The organism is Bradyrhizobium sp. Pa8 (genome assembly GCF_052588265.1).
Genome location: NZ_CP176767.1, coordinates 4,839,502 through 4,851,762, shown reverse-complemented (window position 1 = coordinate 4,851,762; position 12,261 = coordinate 4,839,502). Strand labels below are relative to the sequence as shown.

The window sequence follows — 12,261 nt, the reverse complement described above, 5'->3', positions numbered from 1 at the left end:
CCGTATGACGCTGACGCTGACCATCCTGGGCTGCGGCTCCTCCGCCGGCGTGCCGCGCCCGGCACTCGGCTGGGGCGCCTGCGATCCCAGCAATCCAAAGAACCGCCGACGCCGCTGCTCGCTGCTGGTCGAGCAGACGTCACACCACGGCACCACGCGCATCGTGATCGACACCTCGCCCGACCTGCGCGAGCAGCTCATCGATACCGATGTCGACCACATTGACGCGGTGTTCCTGACCCACGAGCATGCCGACCAGACCCATGGCATGGACGATCTGCGCTCCGTCGTGCTTCACATGCGCCAGCGCATTCCGGTCTATTTCAACCAGTCGACCGCGAAAGACATCATGGCGCGGTTCTCCTATTGCTTCATCTCGCCCGAGGGCAGTGACTATCCGCCGATCCTGCACCGGCATTCGATCGAGGCCGGCGAAAGCCGGACCATCGGCGGCAAGGGCGGCGACGTGACCATGACCGCCTTCCTGGTCCAGCACGGCCAGATCCCCGCGCTCGGCTATCGGATCGGCAACGCCGCCTACACGCCCGACCTCAACGACATCCCGCGCGAGAGCTGGGGCGTGCTGGAAAATCTCGATCTCTGGATCGTCGACGGCTTGCGCTACACCCAGCATTCCAGCCATTTCAGCATCAACGATGCGCTATCCTGGATCGATCGTTTCAAGCCAAAGCGTGCCGTCATCACCAACATGACGGCCGACGTCGATTACGAGGTGATCAGGCAGAAGCTGCCCGCGGACGTGGTGCCGGCCTACGACGGCATGCGGCTCGAGACGCACTGATCGCGCCGGCTCGGTTCAGGCCGAGATCGCCTTCGCCGATCCCACCTCATTGCGCAGCAGGAATTTTTGGATCTTGCCCGTGGACGTCTTCGGGATCGGGCCGAAGATGACCGCCTTCGGCGTCTTGAAGCCGCTCATATGCGTGCGGCAGAAGGCGATGATCTCGGCTTCGGTCGCGCTGGCGCCGTCCTTCAGCTCGACGAAGGCGCAGGGCACTTCGCCCCATTTCGGATCGGGCTTGGCGACGACGGCTGCGAACAGCACGGCCGGATGCTTGTAGAGGATGTCCTCGACCTCGACGGAGGAAATGTTCTCGCCGCCGGAAATGATGATGTCCTTGGAGCGATCCTTGATGATGACGTAACCGTGCTCGTCGAGCACACCCAGGTCGCCGGTGTGAAACCAGCCGCCCTCGAAGGCTTCCTTTGTCGCCTTCTCGTTCTTGAGGTAGCCCTTCATCACGATGTTGCCGCGGAACATGACCTCGCCGATGGTCTCGCCGTCGCGGGGCACCTCCTGCATCGTTTGCGGATCGATGACGGTGACGCCTTCCTCGAGCGGGTAGGGCACGCCCTGCCGCCGTTTCATGCCGGCGCGCTCGGCGGCGGGCAGATCGTCCCAGCCGGGTTGCTCGGCGCAGACGGAGGCGGGGCCGTAGACCTCGGTCAGGCCGTAGACGTGCGTGAGCCTGATGCCGATGTTTTCTGCGCCTTCGAGCACCGCGACCGGCGGTGCGGCGCCGGCGATCAGGCCGACGACGCGGCGCGCGGCACTGCCCTTCGGCGCGTCGGGTGCGTTGATCAGCGTGTTGTAGACGATCGGCGCGCCGCACATGTGCGTGACGCCGTGCTGCTTGATCAGCTCGAAGATTTTTGTCGGCTCGACCTTGCGCAGGCAGACATTGATGCCGGCGGCCGCCGCGATGGTCCATGGGAAGCACCAGCCGTTGCAGTGGAACATCGGCAGCGTCCAGAGATAGACCGGATGCTGGCCGAGTTGGCCGGCGAGGATGTTGCTGACGGCGTTCAGATAGGCGCCGCGATGATGGGTGACGACGCCCTTGGGATTGCCCGTGGTGCCCGAGGTATAGCTCAGCGCGATGGCGTCCCATTCATCCTTGGGCGGGATCGCCGTGAAATCAGGATCGCCTAGTGCGAGCGCTGCCTCGTATTCGATCTCGCCGATGCGCTTGCCGCCCTTGAAAGCGGCGTCGTCGACGTCGACGACGAACGGCTTCGGCCCCTTCATCTGCGCGAGCGCGTCGGTGATGACAGTCGAAAACTCCGGATCGACCAGGATGATCCTGGCGCCGCCATGGTCGAGCTGAAACGCGATCGAAGGCGCATCGAGACGGATGTTGAGCGCATTGAGCACGGCGCCGGTCATGGGGACGGCGAAGTGCGCCTCGTTCATCGCCGGAATGTTCGGCAGCATCGCCGCGACGGTGTCGCCGACGCCAATGCCCTTGCCGCCGAGCCAGGACGCAAAGCGTTTGCAGCGCTCATGCGTCTCGCGCCACGTGAAGCTGCAGCCCTCATAGACCGTGCTGACGTGGTTGGGATAGACGGCGGCGCTGCGCGCGAGGAAGCTCAGCGGGCTCAGGGGGACGTAGTTGGCGGGGGTTTTGTCGAGGCCGATGTTGTACTGGTTCTGCCACACGCTCATCGAACCCTCCTTGACGCCGCGCTTTACAGGAATCCGATCGAGATCCAGGGGAAGATCGCGACGATGATCAATCCCACCAGCAGCGCCAGCAGATAGCCCCAGATCGGCCTGATGCCTTCGGCCGGATCTACGCGTCCGATGGCGCAGGCGGCATAATAGCCGACGCCAAAGGGCGGGGCGAATAGTCCGATACCCATGGCGAGAATGATGACCATGGCATAGTGCACCTCGTGCACGCCGACGGCACGGGCGATCGGAAACAGCAGCGGCCCGAACAGCACGATTGCCGGAATGCCCTCGAGCACGCTGCCGAGGATGGTGAAGGCCAGGATGGACACGGCGATGAAGGTCGCAGGCCCCCCGGGCAATCCGGTCATGGCTGAAGCCAGCGAGCGCGAGAAGCCGGATTGGGTGAGCCCCCAGGCCATGCCGGTCGCCGTGCCGATGATCAGGAGGATCGCGCCCGACAGCGCCGCGGTCTCGACCAGCATGGGAAACAGCCGCCGCCAGTCGAAGCGGCGGTAGATGAGGAGGCCGACCAGGGCGCCGTAGACGATGCCGATGGTGGAGACTTCGGTCGCAGTCGCAATGCCCTCGACCACGGCGTAGCGGATCACGAAGGGCAGCGCGAGCGCGGGCAGGGCGATGATGAAGGTCTTGCCGATCTCGCCACCCGTGGCGCGGCGGACATGGCTCATGTCCTCGTGGCGGTAGCGCCACCACACCAGCATGCAGAGCGTGATGGCGAGCACGACGCCGGGCAGCAGGCCGCCGGTGAAAAGGGCGGCGATCGAGACGCCCGTGACCGAGCCGATCGTGATCAGCACGAGGCTCGGCGGAATGGTCTCGGTTTGGGCACCCGTAGCCGCAAGAAGCGCCACGAGGTCGCCTGGCTTGGCGCCGCGCTGCTTCATTTCTGGGAACAGCACGGGCGCCACCGCCGCCATGTCGGCGGCCTTGGCGCCGGAGATGCCGGAGACGAGGTACATCGCGCCGACCAGAACGTAATGCAGGCCGCCGCGGACATGGCCGAGCAGGCTCGCCAGGAACGCGACCATGGCCCGCGCCATGCCGGTCATCTCGATCAGGAGCCCCAGGAACACGAACAGCGGCACCGAGAGCAGGATGAGGTGGCTCATGCCCTCGTCCATCCGCCCGACCAGCACCATGACCGGCGTGCGCGTGGTCAGCGCCAGATAGCCGTAGATGGCGAGGCCAAACCCGAACGCAATGGGAACGCCGGCAAAGACGCAGAAGCCGGCGACGCCGACGAAGAAGATGACGAGGTTGAGATTGCCGAGCGGCCGCAGATAAGGCTGCGCCAGCCAGAACAGACCGACGATGACGGCAACCGATATCACCGCCGTCAGCACCATGCGGTAATCGGCGGCGCGCAGCAGCCGCAGCAGCGCGAACACCGCCATCAGGCAGATGCCGGCCGGCAGCGCCGCGGCGCGCCACATGTTCGAGATCTGGAGCGCCGGCGTGGTGATGAAGCTTTCCTCGTAGGCGTACTCGGCGGAAGGCCAGACGATCAGCACCAGGAAGGCCAGCGCCGCGCAGGTCGCGACCACGTCCAGATAGGCGCGCAAGGCCGGCCGCGCGCTCGCGACGAGCGCCGTCATGCGCATGTGCTCGGAGCGGCGGAACGCGACCGCCGCGCCCAGCATGGCCAGCCACAGGAACAGGATCGAGGCGAGCTCGTCCGACCAGATCAGCGGCCGGTGCACGCCGTAGCGTGCGACCACGCCGGCAAACAGGATCACGATCTCGGCGACGACCAGGATTGCCGCGGGGATCTCGACGGCGAGGCCGAGGATGCGCTCCAGCGAGGCAAGCACAGGGGATCGGCGAGGGGGCTGAACAGCCACCTCGCCGACCACTTCGGTCGCCTGAACCTCGACATGAGCCATCTCGATAAGAACCTCGGCGGCCCCGACGCGTTACGACAGCTTGCCGACGGCCTTTTCCAGGAGATCCCAGGCCTGGTCGCCATACTTGCCCTTCCACTCGGCATAGAAGCCGGCGGAGCGCAACTTGTCGCGGAACGGCGCCACCGCAGGCTGGTTGAAGGTCAGGCCCTTGCCCGCGAGCTCCTGTTGGAGGTTCGCATTGAGCTTGGCGGTATCCTCACGCTCCTTGACGGCAGCGGCGTTGATGTTCTTGGCGACGATGGTGCGCACATCCTCCGGCAGCGCGCTCCAGGCGCGGCGGTTGGCCAGGAACCAGAAGCCGTCCCACATATGGTTGGTCAGCGAGCAGTACTTCTGCACCTCGTACAACTTGGCGGTCGAGATGATCGCCAGCGGGTTCTCCTGGCCCTCGACGATCTTGGTCTGGAGCGCCGAATAGACCTCGGCGAAATTGATCGAGGCCGGCGCCGCGTCGAACGCCTTGAACATCGAGGTCCACAGCGGCGACACCGGTACGCGGATCTTGAAGCCCTTGAGGTCGTCGGGCCCGTTGATCGGCTTGCTCGACGACGTGGTCTGGCGGAAGCCGTTGTCCCAGATCTTGTCCATGACCTCGAGGCCGGCCTTCTTGATCTCGCCGCGGACATGGGCGCCGAGGTCGCCGTCCATGGCCTTCCAGACCGTGCCGTAGTCCGGGAACGCGAAGCCGATGCCGTTGATGGACGCGGCCGGCACCAGGGTCGACAGGATCAGGCCTGACAGCGTGAAGAATTCGACGCCGCCGGACCGGATCTGGCTCAGCATGTCGGTGTCGGACCCGAGCTGGTTGTTCGGGAAGATCTGGAGGTCGAACTTGCCGTTGGTCTCGGCCTTGATCGCCGCCGCCATCTCCCTGGCGCGCACGTTCAGCGGATGGGTGTCAGGCAGGTTGTTGGCGTATTTGTAGGTGAACTCGGCGCTCTGGGCGCGGGCCACATGGGGCGCACCGAGGCCGCCCAGGACCGCGGTCGCGGCGGAGGCCTTGAGAAGCGTGCGTCGGGAAAAACTCATGGGTCTGCTTCCTCGGAAGTTTGTTGTTGTTCTGAGATGCAAACCTATACGGACGGAAGGCCTGAAGGTCATCTGCGATCTCGCGAGGCCTCGCTTATTGCAGCCGGACACCGTCGCGGCAATATCGGCTTTCGGCAGATGGGCCGGATTCAAAATCTGAAAAACAACCCCATGCATAGTAGCCGTCAAGAGCCGAGAGGCTGGTCGCGAACCAGATCGAAAACGGATCGCAAGCGAAGGCCCGGTGTCAGGAATTCGATCTAAATATCTGATCTAATTGTATATAAATATATTCCATAATATAGCTTATGCGAATCATGGATATGGCGATCCGGGCTGGGTGCCCCTTGGCGCATGGTCGCCGAAATCCCTCCCCACCGTTCATGGCGAGCCGCCTTGCAAGGCCGTGGCGTCGCGACGCATCGCCGTCTTCAGCTGTGCCTTCTTCAATACGGGTGACGCTCGCGCACGGCGTCACCCGAGATGGTCGTGCCGGCAGTCAGGACGGCGCGGCGAAGTCGTAGGAGATGCGTCCGGCGGGCAGATAGAACAGAGCGATGACGGCGCCGCCGCGGACCTCGGGATAGTGCCGGCTGCCGGGATCGGGCGCAGTCCAGCCGGGCCCTTGCCAGCCTTGCAGCCCCTTGAGCTCGGCGCCCTTGTCCAGCGGCACGACCAGGTTCAGTTCCCCATATGGGTGACCGTGATACTGCCCGCGCAGCACGTCGTGGTCGTCCTCGTCCTTGAAGCGGCGCGGATCGATGCTGTTCATGTAGACGGCCGTGATGCTGAACTGGAACGTTTCGGGCATCGGCTCCAGGATGCGGCTACGCCGGTAGTTCGGGCCTTCGACCTCCTGGTTCGCCGCCCAGCCTTCGGCGACCCCGAGTTTAATCAGGCGTGCCAGGTCCTGGTAGAGCTGGCTGCCCTCGCCGTATTTTTGATTGAGCCACCGCTCCATCTCCGCGCCGGGCGTCATATCCTTGACCTCGCGCAGAAACGGAATGCTGCACTGAATTAGTTCGTCTCGGCTTCCCATGGCCTTGTCCTTTCCCTTTGGGTTGCACTTTGTTCTTCGAAGCCTGCGAAAGACGTGAACTCCGCTACGTCGGCGCGCGGCATCAGCCTGCCCCGGGTTTCGTCCCTGGCACGGCCGATCGAGATACCGCACACCACCAACTGCTCCGTCGGGATCGACAGCAGCGGGCGCAGGATCCGGTGATATCTGGAGAACGTTTCCTGCGGACAGGACTGAAGCCCATGGCCCGCCGCAGCCAGCAGCACGTTCTGGACGAACATGCCGAGGTCGAGCCAGCTGCCGACTTCCAGGCGCCGGTCGATCGTGACGATCAGCCCGACGGGAGCGCCGAAGAAGGCATAGTTCTTGGCGGTTTGGGCGCTCCTCGCTTCGATATCGGCCTGGGCGATGCCGAGCGAGCCGTAGAACAATCGGCCGAACTCCTGTCGTCGTTGCAAATAGGGTTCGGGCAGGTCGCTGGCGTAGTAACTGTATTCCGACATATGCGCGTCGCGGGCCGTTTCGTGCGCCTCGCGCAGCGCCGCCGAGACCCGATCCTTGGCCGGGCCCGCCAGCACGTAGACGTGCCAGGGCTGGATGTTGGCGCCGCTTGGCGCAAACCGTGCCACGCGGAGAATCTGCTCGATGGTCCCTCGCCCGACCGGCGCGCCCGAGAAGTCGCGGCATGCAAAGCGGCCTGCGATGATCTCGTCGATACGGCTCTGCGCGGCCACGCCCTGGCCGATCATGGCTTCTTCAAGAGCGGACATCCGCCTTGCTCCATCGGCCGGAAAGCCTCCTCTCCCGGTATCGTCGCCAGCAGCTCGTAATAGTCGAACTTGTATTTGGACTGCTCGGGTGACTTCACCCGAAACAGATACATGTCGCGAACCAGCCGGCCGTCCTCGCGGATCTGGCCATTCTTCGTCATGAAATCGTTCACGGGCATGTCGCGCATCCTGGCGGCGACGGTCGGTCCATCCAGCGTGCCTGCCGCCTGAACCGCTTTGAGATAGTGCATCACCGCACCATAGGTGCCGGCGTGGATCATGGTCGGAACCTTCTGGGTCTTCGCGATGAAGCGCTTCGACCACACACGGGTGTCCTCGTTCATGTCCCAGTAGAAGGCCGCGCTCAGCATCAGGCCCTGGGCGCTCTGGAGCCCAAGACTGTGGATGTCGGCAATGAAGACGAGCAGTCCGACCAGTTTCTGCCGCTGCGTAATGCCAAATTCGCCGGCCTGCTTGACGGCATTGATGAAGTCGCCGCCGGTGTCGGCGAGCGCGATCACGTCCGCCTTCGAGGACTGCGCCTGGAGCAGGAAGGAGGAGAAGTCCGGCGTGTTGAGCGGATGTTTCACGGCCCCGGTCACCTTGCCGCCCGTGGCGTCGATGACCTTGCGGCTGTCGGCCTCGAGCTGGGCGCCGAGGGAATAGTCGACCGAAATGAAGTACCAGGAGTTTGCGCCGAGACGCGACATCGCCCGCGTCGTTCCCTGCGACAGCGCATAGGTGTCGTAGGTCCAGTGAATGCCGGTCGGCGAGCATTCGTCGCCAGTCAGGCGCGACGTGGCGGCGCCGGTGGCGAGGAAGAGCTTCTTCTTGTCGCGTGTGATGCCCTGCACCGCCAGCGCGACCGCAGAGTTGGGCACGTCGAGGATCACCTCGACGTTTTCATTTTCGAGCCAGCGCCGCGCGATGGTCGCTCCCACATCGGCCTTGTTCTGGTGGTCTCCCGCGACGATCTGGATGCTGCGCCCCAGCACCTGACCGCCAAAGTCGTCGACCGCCATTTGCGCCGCGACCACCGAGCCCTGGCCGCCATTGTCGGCGTAGAGCGAGGACATGTCGGTAAGAACGCCGAGCTTGACCGGACCATCCTGCGCAATGGCCCGCGCAGTGAACAGCGCCAGTGCCAGTCCGAAAGCTCCGATCGACATCCCGCAGGATTTCATTGCCCGTCTCCTCCAAATTCGGCGCCGGGATCATGACGGGATCGCGCGAATGCGGAAGTGAAACTCTTGCAGAGTGATCCTGAACCGCCTTCAGATTGGTGGCGCGAACGGCCAGGCGTCGCGGTCCGGTCGCCCTGCTCGGTTGCGTCGGCTGCGCGCATGGCCTTAACTGGGAATCGATCGCAGTAACGCAACGGGCGTGCGATCCGCCTGCGACGGTGTCCTGCACGTGGCTGTTTCCTTCAAGACCCTGGACCTGAACCTGCTCAAGGTCTTTGACGCCGTTATGGAGGAGCGCAGCGTGCTGCGCGCAAGCCAGAGGGTTGCGCTCAGTCAATCCGCCGTGAGCCATTCGCTCGCCCGGCTCCGCGAGATGCTGGAAGACGATTTGTTCGTGCGCACGGCGACCGGAATGCAGCCGACCGCGCGTGCGTTGACCATGGCGCCACAGGTTCGCGAAGCCCTGCGATCCCTCGAGGCGGCGGTCGAGCAGCCGCGCTTCGTTCCGGCGGCCTCGACCCGACAGTTCACCCTGGCCGCCAACGACTTCACCACGATGATGCTGGCATCGCCGCTCCTGAAGATACTTGGCCTAGAGGCGCCGGCGATCGACCTGATCATCAAGCCGGTGACACGGATCGACCTTGCCGAGCAGATCGACCTTGGTCGCATCGACGTTGCGATCGGCGTCTTCTCGGATCCGCCGAGCCGCTTCCGGACCTCGCTGCTGTTCGAATATGACGATGTGCTGATCGTGGGCGGCAAGCGCAAGCTCGGCCGGATCGATAACGCGGCCCTGGCGCGCATGCCGCTGGTCGTTGTCTCCTTCGGCGGCGAGCAGGAGGGAGCGATCGGAGGATTCATCTCCGAGCGCGGCCTCGCCAGGCGATCGGAGATGTATGACCGCGCGGCGCTCGAACGGGCATTGTCCGAAAGCGACCGGCCGCCGCGCATAGCTGTTTCGCTCCCGCATTTCCTGGCCCTGCCCGCGCTGCTCGCGGACTCCGAATTGGCGGCCATCGTTCCGCGTCCATTGGCGCGGGCGTTCGAACGCGCGCATGCCATCACGACCTACGAACTGCCTTACGCCACAACCTCGGTAGAGGTCCGGCTGTTGTGGCACGAACGTATCGAGGGCGAGCCGGCGCATGACTGGCTTCACGATATTCTTCGGCGCGCGACCGAGGACCTCAGGCGTGGACGCTAGGTGATCGAGCCGGTCTAGCGGCTGATCCAGACTTGCAGCATGTTGGCCGCGACGCGCGGGTCCCTTACCGCTGAGAGACGCGCTTAAGACGTACTCGAGCTGCTGAGTCATGGCCAACTGTGCACCCGGACAATAGCCGACTGCGATTTGGTAATTGGTCGAGCGTGATCTCTTCGTGAAATCTCTGCGCGCATCACCGATGCTGCCATTCGCGGGATCCCAGAGCCTCCTCACCAGCGGTAGGTCAAGAGCCCTGACAACGCCGGTCCGGGGTCACGGCCAGTCGGCAAAATTCAGCGCCGGCCTCGATTGTCCGGCTCTCGCGCGGGCCGCAACGCGGCGGCGCCACACGCCAGGTGCCTCGCCGGTGTGCTTGCGGAAGAAGCGGCTGAAATACGCGGTGTCCTTGAAGCCGAGCGCGAATGCGATCTGCTTGACGGCGACGGTGCCGGCTTCGAGTCGTGTCGCGGCTTCCTTGACGACACGCTGCTGGATCAGCTCGCTCGGTGAGCGCTTCAGCTCGCGACTACAGAGTGCGTGCAGGCGATCCGGCGTCATGCCGAGGAGTTTGGCGTAATCGCCGACGCGTAGATGCTGCTGATAGCGTTCCTCGAGCAGCCTGCGGAAGCGGCTCAGAATCTCGGCACTGCTGCCCTCCTCGTATCGGTCGCTGTCGCCGGCGAACAGGCGCCAGAAGCGCAGCACGCACAGCGTCAGCTCGGCCGACATGATCGATGCCGCGCCGCTGCGCGCGGGCGTTGCGATCTCGGCGGCGATCGCCGCGATGGAGCGCGCCATCGTGGTCACGAGATCGGGTTCGACCGGCAGCGCCATGATGCCGCCGGCGCCTTCGAGTGCGAGATAGGCCGGCTCGGCCGACGGCGGCAGATAACGATGCCACACGCCCGTGCGCAGCTGCAGCAGCTCCGCGGACGCTCCGGCCGACACCTCCAGATACTCGGCCGATCCCGCCGGGAGCCAGATGATCGCGGGCCCGGCCAACGCCATCATCCTTCCGCCCTGACCGACCTCGGCGGCGGCTCCCTGGTGAAGGCAGAGCAGATGAATAAACGTCCGGGCGGCTTTCGACGTCAGCATCCAGCGCCGCGCAACATAGTGGGATCCGATCAGCTCGGCGCCGACGGGCGCAGCTGCGCTCGCAGCGACTGCCGGCGCCGTATTGGCGTCCGCGACGCCTCGACGCACTTGCCCGTTGGGGCCGGAAACGTCCAATCTTTCGCCGGATCTGTCCATTGTGCGAACAGACCTTGGGGTGCTTGCTAGGTCAAGTCCTGTCGCGGCCGGCTCAATGAAGCCGCGCCGAAAAGAAATCGGGACCAAGAGGAAACGACCCACTCACATCGTTGCGGACCATCGCTTGAGTGAAACACGAGGGAGGATCGACATGTTTTCGGCGAACCGTCGAACGTTGCTGCGCATAACTGGCCTGGTGGCTTTCGCCACGGCGCTGGGGACCTTTGGGTCCACGGCCTATGCGCAGGAGAAGATCCGGATCGGCTATGCCATTTCCAAGACCGGTCCCTATGCCGGTGGCGCCGGCATCACCACCCTGCCCAACTACGAGCTATGGGTGAAGGACGTGAATGCCAGCGGCGGCATCAAGCTCGGGGACAAGAAGCTCCCGATCGAGGTTGTTGAATACGACGATCGCAGCAGCTCGGAAGAAGCGGTCAAGGCGATCGAGCGCCTCGCCAACCAGGACAAGGTCGATTTCATCTTGCCGCCCTGGGGCACGGGCCTCAACCTTGCCGTCGGCCCGACCCTGAACCGCCTCGGCTACCCTCACCTCGCGGTAACTTCGGTGACCGACAAGGCGCCGGAGCTCGCCAAGCGCTGGTCGAACGCGACGTTCTGGCTCGGCACGTCGGCGCAGATCTCCGAGGGGCTCGCCGAGCTCATGGCCAAGCTGAAGAGCGAAGGCAAGATCGGTCCGAACGTCGGGATGGTCAGCGTTGCCGATCAGTTCGGCATCGAGTTGTCCGCCGCCGGCCGCGAGGCCTTCAAGAAACACGGATTTGCGCTCACCTATGACAAGACCTATCCGATGGGGGCGCAGGATCTTCAGCCCCTGCTGAAGGACGCAATCGCGTCCAACCCGGACACGTTCGTCGCCTTCAGCTATCCGCCGGATACGATCGCGCTGACCGAGCAGGCGCAGCTCCTGAAGTTCAATCCAAAAATCTTCTACGTCGGCGTCGGCACCGCCTTCCCGCTCTACAAGGGCAAGTTCGCCGCCAACAGCGACGGCGTGATGGGCATCGGCGGCTGGAACGCGGACTCGCCAGAGCTGAAGGATTATCTGGCGCGCCACAAGGCGGCGACCGGCAAGGAGCCGGATCGCTGGGCGAGCTCGATCACCTATGCGAGCCTCCAGGTGCTCCAGCAGGCGATCGAGAAGGTCGGCAAGGTGGACCGCGCCGCGGTCGCAGCCGAAATCCGCTCGGGCACGTTCGACACCGTCATCGGCAAGGTCAAGCTGAAGGATGGGCTGCTTCAGGAGGTGTGGAGCGTCGGCCAGTGGCAGAACGGCGAGTTCTACGCGCTTGCGCCCGCCTCGCTTCCGGGGGCGCGCGCGCCGGTCGTACCCAAGGCGCAGTGGCAGTAGGTTTGGTTGGCAGGCCTTGCACTGCG

Annotated in this window: 10 protein-coding genes; 3 read left to right on the top strand and 7 right to left on the bottom strand. The window is 64.5% G+C overall.

What is annotated here, in order from left to right; genetic code table 11:
* Positions 1 to 4 precede the first annotated feature (4 nt).
* Positions 5 to 802 (top strand): MBL fold metallo-hydrolase, encoded by a 798-nt coding sequence (locus ACKWRH_RS22320; protein WP_445215270.1) that lies wholly within the window; start codon positions 5 to 7, stop codon positions 800 to 802.
* 15 nt (positions 803 to 817) lie between these two features.
* Here the strand turns inward: ACKWRH_RS22320 and ACKWRH_RS22315 are convergent, their stop codons facing one another.
* From ACKWRH_RS22315 to ACKWRH_RS22290, 6 genes are all read right to left on the bottom strand, one after another.
* Positions 818 to 2,467: an acyl-CoA synthetase gene (locus ACKWRH_RS22315; RefSeq protein WP_445215269.1), complete on the bottom strand. Its 1,650-nt coding sequence runs from the start codon at positions 2,465 to 2,467 to the stop codon at positions 818 to 820.
* 23 nt (positions 2,468 to 2,490) lie between these two features.
* Positions 2,491 to 4,380, bottom strand: coding sequence for a TRAP transporter large permease (locus ACKWRH_RS22310; RefSeq protein WP_445215268.1), 1,890 nt, complete (start codon positions 4,378 to 4,380; stop codon positions 2,491 to 2,493).
* A 30-nt stretch (positions 4,381 to 4,410) separates the two neighbouring features.
* Positions 4,411 to 5,430, bottom strand: a complete 1,020-nt coding sequence (locus ACKWRH_RS22305; RefSeq protein ID WP_445215267.1) for a TRAP transporter substrate-binding protein — start codon at positions 5,428 to 5,430, stop codon at positions 4,411 to 4,413.
* A gap of 499 nt (positions 5,431 to 5,929) precedes the next feature.
* Entirely contained in the window at positions 5,930 to 6,469 is a 540-nt protein-coding gene (locus ACKWRH_RS22300) for a 4-hydroxylaminobenzoate lyase (protein WP_445215266.1), read from the bottom strand.
* Complete coding sequence (locus ACKWRH_RS22295) at positions 6,448 to 7,197, bottom strand: nitroreductase (protein ID WP_445215265.1); 750 nt, start codon at positions 7,195 to 7,197, stop codon at positions 6,448 to 6,450. Before ACKWRH_RS22295 ends, ACKWRH_RS22300 begins: the two co-directional genes overlap by 22 nt.
* The gene (locus tag ACKWRH_RS22290; RefSeq protein ID WP_445215264.1) at positions 7,194 to 8,402 is read right to left on the bottom strand and encodes an ABC transporter substrate-binding protein; all 1,209 of its coding nucleotides are present in this window, start codon (positions 8,400 to 8,402) and stop codon (positions 7,194 to 7,196) included. The genes ACKWRH_RS22295 and ACKWRH_RS22290 overlap by 4 nt, the downstream gene beginning before the upstream one ends.
* A 229-nt stretch (positions 8,403 to 8,631) precedes the next feature.
* Between ACKWRH_RS22290 and ACKWRH_RS22285 the strand changes: the two genes are divergently transcribed.
* Entirely contained in the window at positions 8,632 to 9,609 is a 978-nt protein-coding gene (locus tag ACKWRH_RS22285; protein ID WP_445215263.1) for a LysR family transcriptional regulator, read from the top strand.
* A 273-nt stretch (positions 9,610 to 9,882) separates the two neighbouring features.
* Here ACKWRH_RS22285 and ACKWRH_RS22280 read toward each other — a convergent pair whose 3' ends face one another.
* Positions 9,883 to 10,815: a helix-turn-helix domain-containing protein gene (locus tag ACKWRH_RS22280; RefSeq protein ID WP_445215262.1), complete on the bottom strand. Its 933-nt coding sequence runs from the start codon at positions 10,813 to 10,815 to the stop codon at positions 9,883 to 9,885.
* A 199-nt stretch (positions 10,816 to 11,014) separates the two neighbouring features.
* On the opposite strand from ACKWRH_RS22280, the gene ACKWRH_RS22275 reads away from it, so the two are divergent.
* Positions 11,015 to 12,235, top strand: a complete 1,221-nt coding sequence (locus ACKWRH_RS22275; protein WP_445215261.1) for an amino acid ABC transporter substrate-binding protein — start codon at positions 11,015 to 11,017, stop codon at positions 12,233 to 12,235.
* Positions 12,236 to 12,261: the final 26 nt, after the last annotated feature.

Bases quoted from the DNA above. Each gene is read 5' to 3' on its own strand.
- ACKWRH_RS22300 (WP_445215266.1), bottom strand. From the start codon at position 6,469: ATGGGAAGCCGAGACGAACTAATTCAGTGCAGCATTCCGTTTCTGCGC.
- ACKWRH_RS22305 (WP_445215267.1), bottom strand. From the start codon at position 5,430: ATGAGTTTTTCCCGACGCACGCTTCTCAAGGCCTCCGCCGCGACCGCG.
- ACKWRH_RS22310 (WP_445215268.1), bottom strand. From the start codon at position 4,380: ATGGCTCATGTCGAGGTTCAGGCGACCGAAGTGGTCGGCGAGGTGGCT.
- ACKWRH_RS22275 (WP_445215261.1), top strand. From the start codon at position 11,015: ATGTTTTCGGCGAACCGTCGAACGTTGCTGCGCATAACTGGCCTGGTG.
- ACKWRH_RS22290 (WP_445215264.1), bottom strand. From the start codon at position 8,402: ATGAAATCCTGCGGGATGTCGATCGGAGCTTTCGGACTGGCACTGGCG.
- ACKWRH_RS22320 (WP_445215270.1), top strand. From the start codon at position 5: ATGACGCTGACGCTGACCATCCTGGGCTGCGGCTCCTCCGCCGGCGTG.
- ACKWRH_RS22295 (WP_445215265.1), bottom strand. From the start codon at position 7,197: ATGATCGGCCAGGGCGTGGCCGCGCAGAGCCGTATCGACGAGATCATC.
- ACKWRH_RS22315 (WP_445215269.1), bottom strand. From the start codon at position 2,467: ATGAGCGTGTGGCAGAACCAGTACAACATCGGCCTCGACAAAACCCCC.